The following is a 17,900-nucleotide window of genomic DNA, read 5'->3' on the forward strand; positions in this document are numbered from 1 at the left end:
CTACGATGAGCAACGCGGACGAAGGGGACAGCGTGAACGATCTCATCGACACCACCGAGATGTACTTGCGTACGATCTACGAGCTCGAAGAAGAGGGTGTCGTCCCGCTGCGCGCCCGGATCGCGGAGCGACTGCAGCAAAGCGGCCCGACCGTCAGCCAGACCGTCGCCCGGATGGAGCGCGACGGACTGGTCGTGGTCGCGGACGACCGGCACCTCCAGCTCACCGACCACGGCCGGGAACTGGCCATCGCCGTCATGCGCAAGCACCGCCTGGCCGAACGCCTCCTCGTCGACGTCATCGGGCTCGAGTGGGAGCACGTGCACAACGAGGCCTGCCGCTGGGAACACGTGATGAGCGAGGCCGTCGAGCGCAAGCTCGTCAAGCTCCTCGACCACCCGACCACCTCCCCCTACGGCAACCCGATCCCCGGTCTGGACAAGCTGGGCGACGGCGATCCCGCGCCGCCCGCGGAGGCCGACCTCGTCCGGCTCGACGAGTTCGCCCGCACCGGCGGCGGCCGGGTCGAGATCCGGCGCATCGCCGAGCACGTCCAGCTGGACGAGTCGCTGATGACCGAGCTCAAGTCCGTCGGGATCGTGCCGGGCGGCACGGTCGTCATCGGCAAGGCCAACGGCAGCACCATCGAGGTCACCGGCGGCGACAACACCGCGCAGGTCTCCACGTCCGCGTTGCACGCCGTCCTGGCGCAGGCCAGGTGAGCCCGGCCTCGGAGGCCGCGGCGGCGTTCCACACGGTGCACGGCTCCACGCCGGCCGGCGTGTGGTCGGCGCCCGGCCGAGTGAACCTGATCGGCGAGCACACCGACTACAACGACGGTTTCGTGCTGCCCTTCGCGTTGCCGCACCGCCTGGCCGCGGCGGCGTCGCCCCGGGAGGACGGCGTGGTGTCCGTGGCCACGCTCGGTGACGACGGGCAGCTCCAGCGTTCCGGCGAGCTCACGATCGCCGCTCTGGAGCCCGGCAGGGTCGACGGGTGGGCCGCGTACCCAGCGGGGGTCGCCTGGGTGCTGCGCGACCAAGGTTTCACGGCCGGGGCGAACCTGGTCATCGCCGGCGACGTGCCGTCGGGGGCCGGGCTGTCCTCCTCCCACGCGCTCGAGTGCGCGGTGTCGCTGGCGTTGCTGGGCCTGGCCGGCCTGGAGCTCGACGGAACCGACGAGCGCGTCCCGGCCCGGCCCGAGGTGGCCCGGTGGGTGCAGCGCTCGGAGAACGACTTCGTCGGCGCGCCGACCGGCCTGCTCGACCAGACGGCGTCGCTGTGCTGCACCGAGTCCCACGTGCTGTTCCTCGACGTGCGGTCCGGCGAGCAGGAGCAGGTGCCGTTCGGGCTGGCCGAGGCCGGGCTGCAGGTGCTGATCATGGACACCCGCACCAAGCACTCCCACGCCGAAGGCGGTTACGGCGAGCGGCGGCGGGGCACCGAACGGGCGGCCGAGCTGCTCGGGGTGAAGGCCCTGCGCGACGTCACCGCCGAAGGCCTCGCCGACGCGCTCGACCGGCTCCCGGCGGACCTGGCGCCGCTGGTGCGGCACGTGGTCACCGAGAACCAGCGGGTGCTCGACGTCGTCGCGCTGCTGCGCGAAGGCAAGATCGCCGAGATCGGCCCGTACCTGGACGCCTCGCACGTCAGCATGCGCGACGACTACCGGATCTCCACGGCCGAGCTGGACCTCGCGGTCGACTCGGCCCGCGCGGCCGGCGCGCTCGGCTCGCGGATGACCGGCGGCGGCTTCGGCGGCTCGGCGATCGCGCTGGTCCGCGACGCCGACCTGGCCGGGGTCAAGGCGGGTGTGGACACGGCGTTCGAGAAGGCCGGCTACCGGCGGCCGCGGATGTTCACCGCGGTCCCGTCCCGCGGCGCCGGGCGCGACGAGGTCTGAGCCCGTGCGGGGACAACCCCCGCCCGGGCCCGCACGTCGGTGTGGGGGAAGACTGTGGCGCACAGTCACCCTCGGCAGGAAGGCTTGGACGTGTCGGAGCAGAGCAACGCCCTGAAACTGGTCGTGACGGGCGGAGCGGGGTACGTCGGCAGTGTCTGCGCCGCCCGGCTCGTCGAGGCCGGGCACCAGGTCACCGTCGTCGACGACCTGTCCACCGGGCACGCCGACGCGGTCCACCCGGACGCGCGGTTCATCGAGGGTGACGCCGCCGAGGTGGCGAGCAGCCTGCTTGGCGAGGGCTTCGACGGCGTGCTGCACTTCGCGGCGAAGTCGCTGGTGGGCGAGTCGATGACCGATCCGACGAAGTACTGGGAAGGCAACGTCGTCACGTCGTTGCGGCTGCTCGAGGCCATGCACGAGCACGGCACGCCGCGCCTGGTGTTCTCCTCGACCGCGGCGACCTACGGCGAGCCGGAGTCGTCGCCGATCGCGGAGTCCGCGCCGACCCGCCCGACCAACACCTACGGCGCCACCAAACTGGCCATCGACCACGCGATCACCACCTTCGCCGGCGCGCACGGCCTGGCCGCGGTGAGCCTGCGGTACTTCAACGTCGCCGGCGCGTACGGCGCCCTCGGCGAGCGCCACGCCACGGAAACCCATCTCATCCCTCTCGTTCTGCAGGTCGCCACGGGCGACCGTGAGCGCATCCAGATCTTCGGCGACGACTACCCGACGCCGGACCACACCGCCGTCCGCGACTACATCCACGTCGTGGACCTCGCGGACGCCCACCTGCTGGCGCTGAAGCACGCGACGGCGGGTGAGCACCGCATCTACAACTTGGGCAACGGCACCGGTTTCTCCGTGCTCGAGGTGATCGAGGCCTGCCGCGAGGTCACCGGCCACCCGGTGCCGGCCGCGGTGGCGCCGCGCCGCGCGGGCGACCCGTCGGTGCTCGTCGCGGCCAGCGACCGCGCCCGCGAGGACCTCGGCTGGAAGCCGGAGCGCACCGACCTGACGGGCATCGTCCGCGACGCGTGGACGTTCACCCAGTCGCGACGCGCCAAGGCCTGAGTCGGCGACGCGGTGACCGGCCGGGATCCACTGTGACTCAAGGTGAGTCGCGTCAGAACGGTGGTTCCAGGCCGAAGCCGGTAGCGTCTTCCGGGTCCGTGGCCATGGCCAGGCCCAGGAGGACGTCCGGGGGCGTTCCGTGGTCCAGGACCCTCCTCAGCAGGTTGGCCAGCACGTGGTCCGGGGCTGCCTCCAAGGCGTTGTCCAGGGCCATGCCCGCGAGGGTTCCGTCGCCGCGCATGAAGGCCGTGTAGCCCAGCAGGGCCGCCGCCTCGGCTCGTTCGGGGGCTGGGAGTTCCTGGACCAGCGTCAGCCAGAGGCGCTCGGCCTCGCGGGCCGCCGGGGCGCGGGGCGGGACCGCCATCGTCAGGCAGACGTCGCGGATGTCGGCGAGGGTCAGGGCGCAGGCCAGCCGGACCGCTTCGGCGTCCGTGGGTGGGCCTTCGCCGCGACGCTGGCGGTCGAACGCCGCGCGGACTTCCGCGGCCGCGTCGGCGACGCGGGTCGCTTCGGGCCACGGCAGTTCGGACAGCCGGGACAGTTCCTCGGACCTACGCGCCACCGCCTCCGGCGATCGTGGGGCGAGCAGCGCCAGCATTTCTTCGCGGCTGTCGAACACCACCGTGCCGCTCTCGGTGGCGGCCGCGGCCGCCACCGTCGAACGCGGGTCCGGGAGCTCGCCGACGCAGTCCTCGCCGGGGTAGCAGGACCACGGGGCGCCCGCCACGATGTCGGCGGCCCACAACGCGTGCACCACCGGGAGGCCGTGCTCGGCGAAGGCGTCCGCCAGCTCGTCGACGAAGCCCGCGTGCGGCGGCGGGGCGCCGGGTCTTCGCTCACCGCCGATGATCGCCAGTGTCACGCCGATGTGCCGGGCGCCCGCGAACAGCGGCGCGAGCGCCTGGGCCTGGCGGGCGCGCTCGGCACCGGGCGGGAGGTCGGCGCGCATCACCAGGCCGACCTGGTGGCCGTCCGGTGGGCGGTGCCCGAGCAGGACGACGGAGGCGCCGGGCCGGAACCCGAGCAGGTACGGGAGCGCGGCCAGCAGCTGCGCGGGATCTCTGAGGCTGACCGGCGGCCGGCCGGTCGGAGTGGAGGTGGTCATGCCTCCACCGTGGGGCAGGACGGGGCCGGGTGGGGCGGTGGCGGCGAATCTGTGGATGGGCGGGACCGATGTGGACAACCGGGGGTCCGGGCCGGCCGGGGTGGCGGTTCCTGTCGGTGGGGCGGGCTAGAGTGCCCGGCCCCACCGACCGGGGCCGCTCAGCCGCAGTGTTCGAACGGGCTGGTGTAGGTGTTGCTGCCCACCGAGCCGCCCCACTTCACGCAGGTGGCCGCGGCGGTCTTCTTCACCGGCCCGGCGTAGTAGGTGAAGCTGCCGGAGTCGGTGGTCCGCGCCGCCCCCTGGACCTCCAGGAACGCCGAGACCGGGCTGGCCGTGCCGAGCGACGTCGCCTTCAGCGTCGTCACGCAGTTCGCCTTGGTCGAGGAGTTGTACAGCAGGTACGTCGTGCCCGACGAGCCGGCGAGCGCCTGCTGGTCGACGACGGAGAAGCCGGAACCGCAGACCTCTTCGGCGGAGTACGGGTTGCCGCCGCAGTTGTTCTTGCTGGTGAAGTTCGTGTGCCCGTAGTAGGGCACCGCGACGCCGTTCAGCTTGGCCTTCTGCACGACGCTGTCGAGCCGCTCTTCGAAGTGCAGGTGCGGCCCGGTGACTCCGCCGGTCGCGCCCGCCTTGCCGATCTCCTTGCCGCCGGCGACCGACTGCCCGACCGAGACCTCCTGGGCGGACAGGTGCGCGTAGCGCGTCCGCCAGCCGCCGCCGTGGTCGAGCTCGATCCACTTGCCGTAGCTGGTGTCGCCCTCGTTCGCCACCCGGGTCACGGTGCCCGACGCGGCCGCCAGCACCGGCATCCCGGTGATGCCCGACTTCTGGAAGTCGACCGAGTACTCCGGGCTGTGCCCGCTGAACGTCGCCGCGGTCACGGTGGTGCCGCACTTGAACGGCACCTGGAAGTTGGGCGCGGCCGACGCTGTCGCCTGGCCGGCGAGGGTGAGGCCGAGCGCGGGCAGCGCCGCGGCGGCGGCGAGCACGGCGAGCCGTCGCAACCTGGACATGGGTGAACCTCCTGACAGGGGGAAGCTTGACACCGCACAGCGAAGCCCGCGTCGGTACATTTTCCGTACAAGCACCCCGCGGAGGACAGCGACGATGACCACCCGATGGGCCCGGTTCCACCGGATCCCCCAGGTCCAGGACTGGCTGCGCTGGGGGTTCATCGTGGTGCCGATGTTCGCCGCGATGCCGCAGGCGGACCTGCTCTCGTGGATCCTCATCGGGATCACCCTGGCCCTGTCGATACCCCTGCTCTGGCTCTACACCGACGGCCGCCCGTTCCTGCCCGCGGCGCTGATGGTCACCGTGGTCGCCACGTCCGGCGCGCTCTGGGTGACCGTGCCGAACAGCTTCGCCTCGATCACGATGTTCAGCACCACGTTCTTCATCGTGCTCCGGCAGCCGGTCGTCCCGATCGTGGTGTCCCTCCTGTTCGACCTCGGTGCGATCACGGTCTGGGCCGCGGTGCACGACGCCTGGCGCGGCGCCCTGCCGACCTACACGATCGTGGCCGTGATCATCCTGCTCGGGCTGAACCGGCGGACCCGGCTCGCCAAGATCGAGCAGACCGAACTGGCCCTGGCCCGCGCGCAGACGGCGACCGAGGAGCACGCGCGCGCCGCCGCGCTCGCCGAACGCGCCCGCATCGCCCGTGAGCTGCACGACGTCCTGGCGCACTCGCTGGCCGGGCTCTCGCTGAACCTGCAGGGCGCGCGGCTGATGCTGGTGCGCGACAACGCGAGCCCGGACGCCGTCGCGCAGATCGAACGCGCCCAGAAACTGGCGTCCGAAGGCCTCGCCGAGGCCCGGAAGGCGGTCGCCGCGCTGCGCGAGGACGCCGTCCCGGTGGAGCGGACCATCGCGGACCTGCTCACCGCGTACCGGCTCGACAGCGGGGCCCGCGCGGACCTGCGCATCGACGGCGAACCGCGCGAACTGGACCCGGCGGTGGGCACCGCGCTGGTCCGCGCGGTGCAGGAGGCCCTGGCCAACACGCGCAAGCACGCGGCGAAGGCGGACGTCGACGTGCGCCTGGACTACACCGGGGACGAGGTGGCGCTGACCGTCGCCGACCGGCAGGGCAGGCGGCCGCCGGACGCGCCGGCGGCAGGTTACGGTTTGCGCGGGATGAGTGAACGGGTCGCGCTGCTCGACGGGCGGTTCGAGAGCGGGCCGGGGGAGGACGGATGGCGGATTCACCTGACGGTGCCGGCGTGAGCTTGCGCGTCGTGCTCGCCGACGACCAGGCGGTGGTGCGGGAAGGCCTGGTGACGCTGCTCGGGCTGCTGCCGGGCGTCGAGGTGGTCGGCGCGGCCGCCGACGGGCTCGCCGCGCTGGACCTGGTCGCGCAGCACCAACCGGACGTGCTGCTGGTGGACCTGCGGATGCCGCGCTGCGACGGCGTCGAGACCACCGAACGCGTCCGCGCCGAGCACCCGGGCACCGAGGTCGTCGTGCTCACGACGTACGCCGACGACGAGTCGCTGCTGGCCGCGTTGCGCGCCGGGGCCCGCGGGTTCCTCACCAAGGACGCCGACGCCGAGGCGATCGCCCGCGCCCTGCGCTCGGCCGCCGACGGTCAGTCCACAGTGGACGGTGAGCTGCAGCGCCGGCTGGTCGAGGCGGCCACGCGCAGCGCGCCCGCCCGGGTGAAGGAGATCGAAGGGCTGACCGCCCGCGAGATCGAGGTGCTGCGGCTGATCGCGGCGGGCCTGTCGAACACGGAGATCGCGCGGACGCTCGTGGTGAGCGAAGCGACCGTGAAGACCCACGTGAACCACCTGTTCACCAAGGCCGGGCTGCGCGACCGCGCCCAGGCCGTGGCGTTCGCCTACCGCGCGGGCATCGCGGACTGATCCCCCCGGCTTCAGCCGAACGCGGCTCGCAGTGCCGGCTTGCCGCCCGTGACCGGGAGTGTCACCGTCGTCTTCGTCAGGTCCAGCGCCAGGCCCGCGCCCGGCTTGGGCCGCAGCGTGTAGTCGTGGTCGCTGGAGGCCAGCAGGAACTCGAGCCGGTGCCCGGTGGCCAGGATGTAGTCCTTCGGCATCAGCTCGACGCCGACGCGGTAGCCCTGCCCCGGCGTGATCGGCTCGGTGACGGCCGGGTCGGTGCGGTTCTGCGGGTCGGTCCAGCCGCGGCTGATCACGTGGGACGTGCCGTCGGGGGCGCGGTCCAGCAGGATCGCCGAGACGTTCGCCGCGGGCCGGTCGAACGACAGCGCGAGGTCGGCCCGCGCCGTGCCGGAAAGGCGCACCGGCTGCTTCGCCGCGGAAGTCGCGTACAGCAGGCGGTTTCCGGACGACGTCGCGGCCGCCAGCTGCTCGATCGTCTTGCTCGCGTCGTCGGCGAGGGTTTCGACGGTCGCCTTGCCCGGCACCGGGGTGCGGGTGTCGATGGTGCCCTTCGACCGGCCGCCGGGCCACGGGTAGACGCGCACGTCGGACGTCCCGGGCGCCGGCCAGTCGGCTTCGTCGGCCCACGACAGGTCTTCGCGCTGGATCGTCGCCTTCGGCTCGTTCTGGATGCCGTTGTCGACGCCGTAGAGGTAGTGCGACATCCACTTGTTGAGCGTCGCGAGCCAGACGTCGCGGCGCAGCGAGTACGGGTCGGCGTGGCCGGACTGGTGCAGCCAGATCTTGTGCTCGACGCCGTGCGCCTTCAGCGCTTCGTACCACTCGGCGACCTGGTCGGTCTTGACGTTCCAGTCGTTGAGGCCGTGCACCGCGAGCACCGACGCGTGCACCTTGGCGACGTCGTTGCGGTAGTTGCGGACGTCCCAGAACGGCGTGTAGTCGCCGGTCACCCGGTCCTGGTCGCGGGTCAGCCCGTCGATGACGGAACGGCAGACCTGCCGGTCGGCGCGGGTGTAGACGTACTCGGCGAGCACGTCGGCGTCCTCGCCCTGGTAACCGCCGGCGGCGACGACCGCGCCGTCGTTGCGGTAGTACTGGTACCAGCTGGAGATCGCGGCGATCGGCACGATCGTCTCGAGTCCTTCGACGCCGGTGCTCGCGACGGCGTTGGGCAGCGTCCCGTTGTAGGACACGCCCATCATGCCGGTCTTGCCGGTGCTCCAGTCGGCCTTCGCCGCGACGCCGGCGGCGTCCTTGGCAGGCGTGCGGCCGTTGAGCCAGTCGACGACCGAGCGGGCGCCGATCGTCTCGTTGACGTCGCCGGTCGTCGGGCAGCCGGTCGAGAGGCCGCTGCCGAGCGATTCGCCGTACACCACGGCGAAGCCGCGCGCGGTGAAGTAGTCCTGGTAGCGCCAGGTGATCGGGGCGGCCGGGCCGACGCCGTACGCGGCGACGCGCGGGCCCTCGGCTTCGCGGGCGTAACCGGGCGCGGACAGCTCGACGTCGACGTCGTGGTTCGCGACGTCGTTGCCGCCCGCGTAGTACGGGCTGGCCTGGTAGACGACCGGGACCTTCAAACCCTGCAGCGTCGCGCGCGGGCGCACCACCTGGGCGTGCACGAGGTCGTCGGCGCCGTCGTGGTCGCTGTCGACCGGCGCGGTGACCCAGACGTCCTCGCGGATCACGTCGGCCGGGTCGAACACCGGCTGCGCCTGGCCGCCGGTGAACACCGGGGCGGGCGGTTCGGCGGCCTCGGCGGCGACCGCGGTCAACGGCAGCGCGAGCACGGCGGCGACCAGGATTGCGGCTTTCACTTAACCCCCCAAGCCGGGCGAAGCGGACGGTTCACCACACTTCCGTCCGGCCCGATCCGGCGTCAAGAGACTAACGTCGGAGGCATGCCGACCGTCGAAGCACCGATCGCCGCCGTGACCGTCTACCCGCAGCAGGCCCGGATCACCCGCCGGGGCAAGGCGCCCCTCGACGGCGGCTCGCGCCTGACGTTCGCCGGGCTGCCGCTGTCACTCGACCCGGGCTCGGTCCGCGTCACCGGCACCGGGCCGGCGCTGATCACCGGCGTCGACGTCCGCACCGAGCGGCACGCTTCGCCGGCCGACGCCGCGCTGCGGGCCCTGACCGAGCAGCGGCGCGCGGACCAGGCCACGCTCGACGGCGTCATCGACGACGAAGCGGCCGAAGCGATGAAGGTGGATCTGCTGACGTCGCTCGCGAAGCGCAGCGGCGGAAGCTTCGCGAAGGCGTTGGCCGCCGGCACGGCCGAGCCGTCCCGCGTCGGCGAAGTGACCGACGCGCTGAGCGAGCGGCTCGCCGCGGCGTTGAAGTCACGGCGGCAGCTGTCCGACCGGGTCACGAAGCTGCGCGACGACCTCGCCGCGCTCGACCGCCGGATCGGCGAGCACAGCGTCCAGTCCGAACAGGACAGTACGTCGGTGGTCGTGGAGCTGGAGATCTCGGACCCGGCGGGCTCGGCGGACCTGGAACTGTCCTATGTGGTCCCCGGCGCCAGCTGGGAACCGGGCTACGACATCCGCGTCCGCGGCGCCGAGGTCACCGTGACGTCGTACGGCTTGGTCAGCCAGTACACGGGCGAGGACTGGCCGGAGTGCGAGCTGGCGCTGTCGACCGCGCGGCCGGCGGTCTCGGTGGTCGTGCCGGAACTGCAGCCGTGGTACCTCGACCGCCGCGTCCCCCCGCCCCCGACCCCCGCGGCGGCGTACGGCGGCTCGGGCGGCGGCGTCCCGGAGGGCGCGCGGATGGCCCGCTTCGCGGCGTCGGCCCCGGCACCGGCGATGGCGCCGAAGTTCGCGGCGGTCGAGCAGGGCACGACCGCGGTCACCTACCGCCCGTCACGCCCGGTCGAGGTCCCTTCGGGCGCACAGGGTCACCGCACGACGCTGGCCCAGCTGGACCTCACGGCGTCGCTGGGCTACGTCACGGCGCCGGTGCTGGCGCAGGAGGCGTACCTGCGGGCGGTCGTCGTCAACACGTCGGAGCACGCGCTGCGCCCGGGCCGGGCATCGGTGTTCCACGACGCGGAGTTCGTCGGCACGACCCAGCTGGAACCCTGGGCGCCGGGCGAGGAGCTGGAGCTGGCCCTGGGCGTCGACGACCGGATCCGGGTGGAGCGCGAGCTGTCCCGCCGCACGGCGTCGAAGGCGACGCTGTCGGGCCAGAAGCGCCGCGAGGCGGAGTACCGGATTTCGGTGGCCAACCACGGTCCGCGCCCGGCGGAGGTGACGGTGCTGGACCAGGCCCCGGTGTCGCGGGACGACACGATCACGGTCCGGGACATCAAGACGTCGCCGGAGCCGGTGGAGAGGTCGGAGCTGGGCGAGTTCACGTGGAAGCTGACGGTGGAGCCGGGGGCGACGCAGGTGGTGACGCTGTCGTACCGGGTGGACGTGGCGAAGGGCGTGGAACTGTCGGGCTGGCGGGAGTAGCAGCACATGGACGTCCGGGCCGATTGGGCACTCGAGCTACAGCTCGAGCAGACGGAAAAGCGAGCTGAGAGCGAAGACGTCAAAGCCGCCATCGCGGCGACACTGCGCTATCTGCGGAACGGCAAAGGCGGCCATCGCCGAGGTGGGCAGAAACTGGTCCATCACCTGGAAGTTGCGCGTCTTCGGGCCTCGGAGGACAACGAGTGGCACGTCGTCCGGCTGCTGCAGGACTCTGTGGACTACTGCGAAGGCCGCGCTCTCAAGCCGGAGTTCGAAGAACGGTTCCGCCTGTTCCAAGACGGCGAACGCAACGAATCAACCTGCACTACATCAGGAGCATCCTCGGGACGTCGTCTCAGTACCTAGCAGAGCGAGGGCACGAGATCCTCGACAAGCAACCGGACATCAGCGCCACTGACCTCCTAGGCGAACTAGCCTCCCTGACCGCCGATGGCCAGTTCGCCGAGGCACCCGACGACCGGCCTGGTCGCTACCGGATCGTCCGAGGTCGAGCCGAGACAGCGCTCTGGCTCGAACGCGTTTTTCGCAACCGGATGGACATCGAAGACCCGGCCGAGGCCGCTCGGACGATCGTCACGTCCACAGATGCCCTTGCCGTACTCGCGGACGAGGATCACGCCCAGATGCTTCTTCGGGCCGCCGAGATGAAGCGACAGGCCGCCGGTCTCGTCGAGTTGAGGAAGACGGCTGAAGACTCCGCCGCGTCCGAGGCCGACCTGCAGCGCGTGCTCAAGGACAATATCTGGATCTTCGGTGGCCGCTACCTCGGTGCTGCGGCCGAGCGCCGCCTGACGGCGGGCAAGGAACTCGACATCCCTTTGATCAGGGCGGACGGGTCACTCCACGTCGTCGAGTTGAAGTGTTCGATGAGGGTGCGTTCTCTCGTCAAACGCCACCGCAACGCATGGGTGCCGACCGCGGAGGTGCACGACGCAGTCGGCCAGGCGATCAACTACTTGGTCGCGCTGGACGAAGACCGGAACTATATCCGGGACAAGTTCGGCATCGAAACCCGTCGCGCCGGCGCGACGGTCCTCATCGGGCACCCGAACGTGCAGCCCGAAGTCTCCGAAAACGAAATCAACGATGCACTCCGGACGTTGAACGCGCACACCGGCCGCGTCGAAGTGCTCACGTACAAGGACTTGATCGACAGCGCCGAGAGAACTCTCAGGGGATCCATCTGATCATGAAACGGTGTGGCTGGTCCGATCCCGGACGAGCCACACCGTCCACGTCAGCCCTGGGAGATGTAGGCCTCCAGCTGTTCCTGGCTCTTCTCCAGCTCTTCCATCCGGTTCTTCACCACGTCGCCGATGGAGATGATTCCGGCCAGGCGGCCGTTGTCCAGGACCGGGACGTGGCGGATGCGGCGCTCGGTCATCAGGATCGACAGCTGGTCCACCGAGTCGTCCGGGCCGCAGCTGGCGACCAACGTCGTCATGATGTCGGCTACCGGGCCGTCCAGGAGGGTGGGGCCGTGGTCGTTGAGGCGGCGGACGACGTCGCGTTCGGAGACGATGCCGGCGATCGACCCGTCCGGTGCTACGACCACCATCGCACCGACGTTCTTGTCCGCCAGTCCGGCCAGCAGCGTGGTCACCGTGGTTTCCGGAGTGACCGTGGCCACGGCCGTCCCCTTCTTGCGCAGCAGATCCGCAATCCGCATGGCGATCCTTCCCGTCGGTGAACTGGGTCACAACAGGTTAGGGCCCGGCAGCACTGCGCGAAAGTCCGGCAAACGGGGCGTACCCGTGGTATTCGAACCGATTCAGCCGAGACGTTCGGCCAGGCCGTCCAGTGCGAGGCGGATTCCGGCGGCGTAGTCGTCGTCGCAGAGGGCGTCCAGGCGGGTTCGCGCCAGGTCCAGCTGCTCGCGGGCGGCCGTCAGATCACCCAGCTTGCGGTAGTCCTCACCCAGGTTGAGGTGCAGCGACGGGTAGAACCCGCGCACGGCCAGCGACGAGTGGTACTCCTGCGCCCGCGAGTCGGTCAGCGAGTCCGCCGCGGCCAGCGCGCGCAGGTCCCACTCGAGCTCCTCGGCCGGGTCGTCGCAGACGTCGGCCATGTGGTGGGCGAGCGCGACGCGGTGCAGCGGGTCGCCGTCCGGGCCGACCGACGCCCACAACTGCGTGAAGGTCGCGTACGCGCCCGCGCGGTCGCCGCCCATGTGCTGCCGCAGACCGGCGTCGATCGCCACCATCACGTCGTCGGTCATGCCGTTCCTCCATCGGCGAGTGAGCGCAGCCGGGCCAGTCCCGGCTCGATCCGCTCGGCCGCGACCGCACCGTAACCGAACACGAGCCCGTGCCGCCGCTCGCCCACACCGAAGTCGCCCAGCGAATACAGCCGGACGCCGTGGTGCCGGGCGCGCCGGACCCAAGAGCGCGTGTCGAAGACGGAGGCCGCGCTCAGGTGCAGGCCCGCGGTCGACGGCAGCGGCGTGAGGACGTCGGCGAAGTCCCGGACCAGCAGCCTCGACAGCAGCTCGTGCCGGTCGCGGTAGACCTTGCGCATCCGGCGGACGTGCCGGGCGAAGCCGCCTTCGGCCATGAACGCCGCCAGCGCGGCCTGCTCGACGTTCGGCGCGTGCCAGTCGGTGAGGTACCGGGCCTTCACGAGCGCGGGCACCAGCGCCGGCGGCGCGATCAGGAACCCGAGCCGCAGCGCCGGCGAAAGCACCTTCGAGAACGAGCCGACGTACACCACCCGGCCACGGGAATCCAAGCTGTGCAACGGTTCCAGCGGCCGGCCGGTGTAGCGGAACTCGGTGTCGTAGTCGTCCTCGACGAGCACGGCGTCGTGGCGCTCGGCCCAGTCGAGCAGCTCGAGCCGGCGGTCCAGTGACATCGACAGGCCCAGCGGGTACTGGTGCGACGGCGTCACGTAGACCAGCCGCGTCCCGGCCGGGATGGCGTCGACGACGATCCCGGACTCGTCCACGGGCACCGGCGCGACGCGCACGCCGCGCGACTCGAGCACCAGCCGCGGCGGCGGGTACCCGGGGTCCTCGACGGCCGCCAGGTCGCCGGGCCGCAGCAGCACCCGCGCGACCAGATCCGTCGTCTGCTGCGCGCCCGCGGTGACGACGACCTGCTCGGCGCTCGCCCGCACGTCCCGCGACACCCCGGCGTGCCGGGCGATCTCGGCGCGCAGCCCGGCGTGGCCCTGCGGGTCGCCGTAGGTCATCAGGTCCGCTTGGCCGGCGCGCAGCCGCTGCGTGACGAGCCGGCGCCAGGTGTCGAACGGGAACCGCGTCAGGTCCGGGACGCCCGGGCGGAAGTCGAACTCCGGCGCCGGGGCGAACGGCGCGGGCGGCGACGGCACGGCGTCCCACTCCGGCAGCGGCCGCACGCCGGAGACGTGGGACGGCTCGGGGCGCGCCGCCGGGGACGCCGTGACGAACGTGCCCGCGCCGACCCGCCCGGCCAGGAACCCTTCGGCGGTGAGCCGGTCGTAGGCCGCGCTGACCGTCGTGCGCGAGACGGCGAGCCGCTGGGCCAGCTCCCGCGTCGGCGGCAGGGCTTCGCCGGGCCGGATCCGGCCGTCGAGGATCGCCGCGCGCAGCTGCCGGTAGATCGCGTCGCGGTGGCCGCGGGTCCCGGTCAGGTCGATGTGGACGTCCACCGGGCCGATCCTAGATCGGCCCACGAAGGTTGGTCTGGTTTTGGCACTGTCCGTGGTCCGCTTCCGCTCCTAGCGTCGGGCCCATGGACTTCCGCGAACTCGACCGCCGCACCCTGCTCGTCCTCGACAAGATCGTCGCCGCGGCCACGCCCGCCGACCTGGCCCGGCCGACCCCGTGCGCGGGCTGGACGCTGGCCGACCTGCTCCGCCACCAGGTCGGCGAGAACCACGCCTTCGCGACGGCGGCCCGCGACGGCTCGGCGCCGGACTGGGACGCCGGCGACCTCGGCGACGACCCGTACGCCGCGTACCGGGCGTCCGTCGACGACTACCTCGACGCCGTCGCCGACGACGCCGTGCTGACCCGCGAGCTCGCCGTCAACACCTTCGGCACGTTCCCGGGACCGATCGCCGCGCTGATGCACCTGGTCGACACCGTCGCGCACGGCTGGGACCTCGCCCGCGCGCTCGGCCTCCCCTACGAGCCGGACGCCGACGCCGTGTCGGCCGCGTTGCGGATGGCCGAGCGCATCCCCGACGAAGGCCGCGAGAAGAACGGCTCGTTCGCGCACAGCGTCAACGTCCCGGCGGACACCAGCGACCTGGACCGGTTCCTGGCGCTGCTGGGCCGCGACCCCGCCTGGCGCGTCAGCTGACCTCGGTGACCGGCGCGCCCCACGTGTCGCACGACTTCGTGGTCTTGCCGTCGTACCCGGCCTTCGCCCAAGACAGCTGGTGCGCGCGCGAGCCGTGGGTGTCGCTGTCGTCGGCCCGGCCGTAGTCGGCGACGGCGGCGTTGGCCAGCGACCGGCTGATCGAGCCCGTGCCGGCGACCGCGGCGAGGAACAGCGAGCCGAAGCAGTTCGCCTGCAGCTCGATCCGGCGGACGACCTCCTTGTCGGCCGGGCTGTCCTCGTCCGGCGAGGTCATCTTGTCGGCCGCGGCGGACAGGATGCCGCTCTCGCGCTGCACGTGGTGGCCGTACTCGTGGGCGATCGTCGCGATGTGGCGGGCCTTGTTGAGCCCGGCGTCCGACAGCATCCAGTCGGTCGGGGCGTAGATCGTGGTGTCGCCGCCGCAGTAGTACGCGACGGCTTCGTTCTCCGACGGCGCCGCGCCGCACGCGCTGTGCTCGGGCAGCACCACCGACACCTTCGCGGTCAGCGTCGGCTCGTTGGCCTTCGCCAGTGCCGGGCGCCACGACTGTTCGAGGCAGCCGGCCAGCGCGTCGTAGTACGCCTTGAGCTGCTCGGCGGCCCGGCCGAGGGCGGGCAGCGCGCATTGCGCCGGCCCGGGTGTGATGCCGGCGGCGAGCAGCGGGTTGGTGGACAGCTCCGGCACGGACTTCGGCGGCTTGCCGTCGGACGTGCCGCCGTACGCGCGGCCGGTGTCGACACCCTCGGCGACGAGCGCGTGGCCGTCGACGCGGTGCGGGAAAGTGGCGGCGACCAGCGAGAAAGCGAGGACGATCACCAGGACCCCGCCGACGGCGCCCCACAGCCGGCTGCGCGGCGGCGCGATCGGGACGGGGGGTGCGGTCGCCCAGCCGGGTGACGCCCAGGGGTTGGGTTCCGGCGCCCACGCCGGTTCCGGAGGCCGCGCCGCCGGTGCCGGTGACGGCGGTGGCGGCCCGGGCGGACCGGCCCTTTCGGCCTCGTTCACGTTCTCCCCCTGCTCGGTGCGCCCAGCATATCGACCGCCGAAGAGGCCGGGATCACGAATCGAAAACGCCGTCCGGTGGCCAGCGGGCCCGTGATCGGGCGAGACTGTCGGCATGAGTGTCGAGGATCCCCACCTGTGGCTGGAAGACGTGACCGGCGAGGAAGCGCTGGACTGGGTGCGCGCCCGCAACGGCGAAACACTGGCCGAGCTGACCGAGGCCGCCCGGTTCGCCGAGCTGCGTGACGAGCTGCGCGAGGTGCTCGACGCCGACGACCGGATCCCGTACGTGCGCCGCCGCGGTGAGCTCCTCTACAACTTCTGGCAGGACGCGAGCCACCCCCGCGGCCTGTGGCGGCGGACGACGCTGGAGTCCTACCGGCGGGCCGAACCGGAGTGGGAGCTGCTGCTCGACGTCGACGCGCTGGCCGAGGCCGAGGGCGAGAACTGGGTCTGGCAGGGTGCGACCGTGCTGCGGCCGGGTTACCGCCGCGGCCTGGTCGAGCTGTCGCGCGGCGGCGCCGACGCCACGGTCGTGCGCGAGTTCGACCTCGACGCGCACGAGTTCGTCGACGGCGGCTTCACGCTGCCGGAGGCCAAGACGCGCATCGGCTGGATCGACGAGGACCGCGTCTACGTCGGCACCGACTTCGGCCCGGACTCGCTGACCAGCTCCGGCTACCCGCGGCTGAGCAAGGAGTGGCGGCGCGGCACGCCGATCGAGGCCGCGACGACGGTCTACGAGGGCAAGGCCGACGACGTCTCGATCGGCGCGTCCCACGACCCGACCGAGGGCTTCGAGCGCGACTTCGTCAGCCGTGCCATCGACTTCTACCGCTCGGAGCTGTTCCTGCGGACGCCCGACGGCCTGGTCAAGATCGACGTCCCGGACGACGCGAGCGCGTCCCTGCACCGCGAATGGCTGCTGGTCCGGCCGCGGACGGCGTGGACCGTCGGCGGCACCGAGCACCCGGCAGGCTCCCTGATCGCGATCCTGTTCGACGCCTTCATGGGCGGCGAGCGGACCTTCACGACGCTCTTCACGCCGGACGCGCACACCTCGCTCGACTACTGGGCCTGGACGCGCAACCACCTGCTGCTCGGCCTGCTGCGCGACGTCCGGTCCGAGCTGCGCACGCTCACGCCGGGCCCGGACGGCTGGGCGGAGGAGCCCCTTTCGGGTGGCCCGGAGTTCGGCAGCGCGGACATCTTCGACACCGATCCCGACGTCAGCGACGAGTACCTGATCAACTCCAGCGGTTTCCTCCAGCCGTCGACGCTGAGCTACGGCCATGTCGGCGAAGAAGTCGAGGTGCTGAAGCAGGCTCCGGCGTTCTTCGACGCTTCGGAGATGAGCGTCGCGCAGTACTTCGCGACGTCCGAAGACGGCACGAAGATCCCCTACTTCGTCGTCCGGCCCTCCGGTGCCGAAGGCGGCCCGACGCTGCTGACCGGCTACGGCGGCTTCGAGGTCTCGCTGACGCCGTCCTACAGCGGGATGATCGGCCGCGGCTGGCTCGCGCGCGGCGGCACGTACGTCGTCGCGAACATCCGCGGCGGCGGCGAGTACGGGCCGGGCTGGCACACGCAGGCGATCAAAGCCGAGCGGCACCGGGTGTACGAGGACTTCGCCGCCGTCGCCGCGGACCTCGCCGAGCGCGGCATCACGACGCCGGAGCGGCTCGGCATCCAGGGCGGCAGCAACGGCGGCCTGCTGATGGGCGTCATGCTGACGCGCTACCCGGAGCGGTTCGGCGCGATCGTCAGCCAGGTGCCGCTGCTGGACATGCGCCGCTACCACCTGCTGCTGGCCGGCGCGTCGTGGATGGCCGAGTACGGCGACCCGGACGAGGCGGCGGAGTGGGAGTTCATCTCGAAGTACTCGCCGTACCAGAACGTCCACAGTGGAGTGTCCTATCCGCCGTCGCTGTTCGTGACGTCCACGCGCGACGACCGCGTGCACCCCGCCCACGCCCGCAAGATGGTGGCGCGGATGCGTGAGCAGGGGCACGACGTCCGCTACCACGAGAACATCGAAGGCGGCCACGGCGCCGCGGCGGACAACGAGCAGCTGGCGTTCAAGTGGGCGCTGGTCTTCGAGTTCCTGTGGGAGCAGCTCACGAAGTACTGAGCCGTTGGTTACTAATCCGACCACAGTCACGGCCGGATGGCTTTCGAGGCAA

17 protein-coding genes are annotated in these 17,900 nt (G+C 71.9%); 10 read left to right on the top strand and 7 right to left on the bottom strand.

Annotation, left to right across the window (positions count from 1 at the left end):
• The first annotated feature begins 5 nt into the window (after window positions 1-5).
• From OHS58_RS24260 to galE, 3 genes are all read left to right on the top strand, one after another.
• Window positions 6-722, top strand: coding sequence for a metal-dependent transcriptional regulator (locus OHS58_RS24260; RefSeq protein ID WP_305879379.1), 717 nt, complete (start codon window positions 6-8; stop codon window positions 720-722).
• Window positions 719-1,903, top strand: coding sequence for a galactokinase (gene galK, locus OHS58_RS24265; RefSeq protein ID WP_328644094.1), 1,185 nt, complete (start codon window positions 719-721; stop codon window positions 1,901-1,903). Before OHS58_RS24260 ends, galK begins: the two co-directional genes overlap by 4 nt.
• Before the next feature lie 90 nt (window positions 1,904-1,993).
• Window positions 1,994-2,980, top strand: coding sequence for a UDP-glucose 4-epimerase GalE (gene galE, locus OHS58_RS24270; RefSeq protein ID WP_328644095.1), 987 nt, complete (start codon window positions 1,994-1,996; stop codon window positions 2,978-2,980).
• A 52-nt stretch (window positions 2,981-3,032) separates the two neighbouring features.
• Here galE and OHS58_RS24275 read toward each other — a convergent pair whose 3' ends face one another.
• Both OHS58_RS24275 and OHS58_RS24280 read right to left on the bottom strand, forming a co-directional pair.
• Window positions 3,033-4,085 (bottom strand): DUF4192 domain-containing protein, encoded by a 1,053-nt coding sequence (locus OHS58_RS24275; RefSeq protein WP_328644096.1) that lies wholly within the window; start codon window positions 4,083-4,085, stop codon window positions 3,033-3,035.
• A 158-nt stretch (window positions 4,086-4,243) separates the two neighbouring features.
• Complete coding sequence (locus OHS58_RS24280; protein WP_326954941.1) at window positions 4,244-5,098, bottom strand: M23 family metallopeptidase; 855 nt, start codon at window positions 5,096-5,098, stop codon at window positions 4,244-4,246.
• 94 nt (window positions 5,099-5,192) lie between these two features.
• Here OHS58_RS24280 and OHS58_RS24285 point away from each other — a divergent pair, with 94 nt between their 5' ends.
• Window positions 5,193-6,314, top strand: a complete 1,122-nt coding sequence (locus tag OHS58_RS24285; RefSeq protein WP_328644097.1) for a sensor histidine kinase — start codon at window positions 5,193-5,195, stop codon at window positions 6,312-6,314.
• Window positions 6,311-6,952, top strand: coding sequence for a response regulator transcription factor (locus tag OHS58_RS24290; protein WP_328644098.1), 642 nt, complete (start codon window positions 6,311-6,313; stop codon window positions 6,950-6,952). Before OHS58_RS24285 ends, OHS58_RS24290 begins: the two co-directional genes overlap by 4 nt.
• A gap of 11 nt (window positions 6,953-6,963) precedes the next feature.
• Here the strand turns inward: OHS58_RS24290 and OHS58_RS24295 are convergent, their stop codons facing one another.
• Window positions 6,964-8,763, bottom strand: a complete 1,800-nt coding sequence (locus OHS58_RS24295; protein WP_328644099.1) for a Xaa-Pro dipeptidyl-peptidase — start codon at window positions 8,761-8,763, stop codon at window positions 6,964-6,966.
• Window positions 8,764-8,847: 84 nt separating this feature from the next.
• Here OHS58_RS24295 and OHS58_RS24300 point away from each other — a divergent pair, with 84 nt between their 5' ends.
• From OHS58_RS24300 to OHS58_RS24310, 3 genes are all read left to right on the top strand, one after another.
• Window positions 8,848-10,410 carry a DUF4139 domain-containing protein gene (locus OHS58_RS24300; RefSeq protein WP_328644100.1) on the top strand — a complete coding sequence of 521 codons (1,563 nt, stop codon included), beginning with the start codon at window positions 8,848-8,850 and terminating at the stop codon, window positions 10,408-10,410.
• 6 nt (window positions 10,411-10,416) lie between these two features.
• Window positions 10,417-10,776 carry a hypothetical protein gene (locus tag OHS58_RS24305; RefSeq protein WP_328644101.1) on the top strand — a complete coding sequence of 120 codons (360 nt, stop codon included), beginning with the start codon at window positions 10,417-10,419 and terminating at the stop codon, window positions 10,774-10,776.
• A 188-nt stretch (window positions 10,777-10,964) separates the two neighbouring features.
• The gene (locus OHS58_RS24310) at window positions 10,965-11,618 is read left to right on the top strand and encodes a Shedu anti-phage system protein SduA domain-containing protein (RefSeq protein WP_328644102.1); all 654 of its coding nucleotides are present in this window, start codon (window positions 10,965-10,967) and stop codon (window positions 11,616-11,618) included.
• 50 nt (window positions 11,619-11,668) lie between these two features.
• Here OHS58_RS24310 and OHS58_RS24315 read toward each other — a convergent pair whose 3' ends face one another.
• From OHS58_RS24315 to pdxR, 3 genes are all read right to left on the bottom strand, one after another.
• A complete protein-coding gene (locus tag OHS58_RS24315; RefSeq protein WP_247063162.1) occupies window positions 11,669-12,100 on the bottom strand; it encodes a CBS domain-containing protein in 432 nt (143 codons plus the stop codon).
• A 102-nt stretch (window positions 12,101-12,202) separates the two neighbouring features.
• Window positions 12,203-12,649: a hypothetical protein gene (locus tag OHS58_RS24320; RefSeq protein ID WP_326947513.1), complete on the bottom strand. Its 447-nt coding sequence runs from the start codon at window positions 12,647-12,649 to the stop codon at window positions 12,203-12,205.
• Window positions 12,646-14,058, bottom strand: a complete 1,413-nt coding sequence (gene pdxR / locus OHS58_RS24325) for a MocR-like pyridoxine biosynthesis transcription factor PdxR (protein WP_328644103.1) — start codon at window positions 14,056-14,058, stop codon at window positions 12,646-12,648. The genes OHS58_RS24320 and pdxR overlap by 4 nt, the downstream gene beginning before the upstream one ends.
• A gap of 83 nt (window positions 14,059-14,141) precedes the next feature.
• Between pdxR and OHS58_RS24330 the strand changes: the two genes are divergently transcribed.
• Window positions 14,142-14,714: a TIGR03086 family metal-binding protein gene (locus OHS58_RS24330; protein WP_328644104.1), complete on the top strand. Its 573-nt coding sequence runs from the start codon at window positions 14,142-14,144 to the stop codon at window positions 14,712-14,714.
• Here the strand turns inward: OHS58_RS24330 and OHS58_RS24335 are convergent.
• On the bottom strand, window positions 14,707-15,720 hold the full coding sequence (locus tag OHS58_RS24335) for a neutral zinc metallopeptidase (RefSeq protein ID WP_326954950.1): 1,014 nt from the start codon (window positions 15,718-15,720) through the stop codon (window positions 14,707-14,709). The two genes, OHS58_RS24330 and OHS58_RS24335, sit on opposite strands and share 8 nt — an antisense overlap.
• A gap of 112 nt (window positions 15,721-15,832) precedes the next feature.
• On the opposite strand from OHS58_RS24335, the gene OHS58_RS24340 reads away from it, so the two are divergent.
• Window positions 15,833-17,848 (top strand): prolyl oligopeptidase family serine peptidase, encoded by a 2,016-nt coding sequence (locus OHS58_RS24340; RefSeq protein WP_328644105.1) that lies wholly within the window; start codon window positions 15,833-15,835, stop codon window positions 17,846-17,848.
• Window positions 17,849-17,900: the final 52 nt, after the last annotated feature.

Origin of the sequence: Amycolatopsis sp. NBC_00348 (assembly GCF_036114655.1) — a bacterium.
GTDB lineage: Bacteria > Actinomycetota > Actinomycetes > Mycobacteriales > Pseudonocardiaceae > Amycolatopsis.

What these genes read in the sequence shown, in the direction of transcription:
- OHS58_RS24285 (WP_328644097.1), top strand. Translation starts at nt 5,193, where the DNA reads ATGACCACCCGATGGGCCCGGTTCCACCGGATCCCCCAGGTCCAGGAC.
- OHS58_RS24320 (WP_326947513.1), bottom strand. Translation starts at nt 12,649, where the DNA reads ATGACCGACGACGTGATGGTGGCGATCGACGCCGGTCTGCGGCAGCAC.
- OHS58_RS24300 (WP_328644100.1), top strand. Translation starts at nt 8,848, where the DNA reads ATGCCGACCGTCGAAGCACCGATCGCCGCCGTGACCGTCTACCCGCAG.
- OHS58_RS24260 (WP_305879379.1), top strand. Translation starts at nt 6, where the DNA reads ATGAGCAACGCGGACGAAGGGGACAGCGTGAACGATCTCATCGACACC.
- OHS58_RS24310 (WP_328644102.1), top strand. Translation starts at nt 10,965, where the DNA reads ATGGACATCGAAGACCCGGCCGAGGCCGCTCGGACGATCGTCACGTCC.
- OHS58_RS24340 (WP_328644105.1), top strand. Translation starts at nt 15,833, where the DNA reads ATGAGTGTCGAGGATCCCCACCTGTGGCTGGAAGACGTGACCGGCGAG.
- OHS58_RS24330 (WP_328644104.1), top strand. Translation starts at nt 14,142, where the DNA reads ATGGACTTCCGCGAACTCGACCGCCGCACCCTGCTCGTCCTCGACAAG.
- OHS58_RS24280 (WP_326954941.1), bottom strand. Translation starts at nt 5,098, where the DNA reads ATGTCCAGGTTGCGACGGCTCGCCGTGCTCGCCGCCGCCGCGGCGCTG.
- OHS58_RS24275 (WP_328644096.1), bottom strand. Translation starts at nt 4,085, where the DNA reads ATGACCACCTCCACTCCGACCGGCCGGCCGCCGGTCAGCCTCAGAGAT.
- OHS58_RS24305 (WP_328644101.1), top strand. Translation starts at nt 10,417, where the DNA reads ATGGACGTCCGGGCCGATTGGGCACTCGAGCTACAGCTCGAGCAGACG.
- OHS58_RS24315 (WP_247063162.1), bottom strand. Translation starts at nt 12,100, where the DNA reads ATGCGGATTGCGGATCTGCTGCGCAAGAAGGGGACGGCCGTGGCCACG.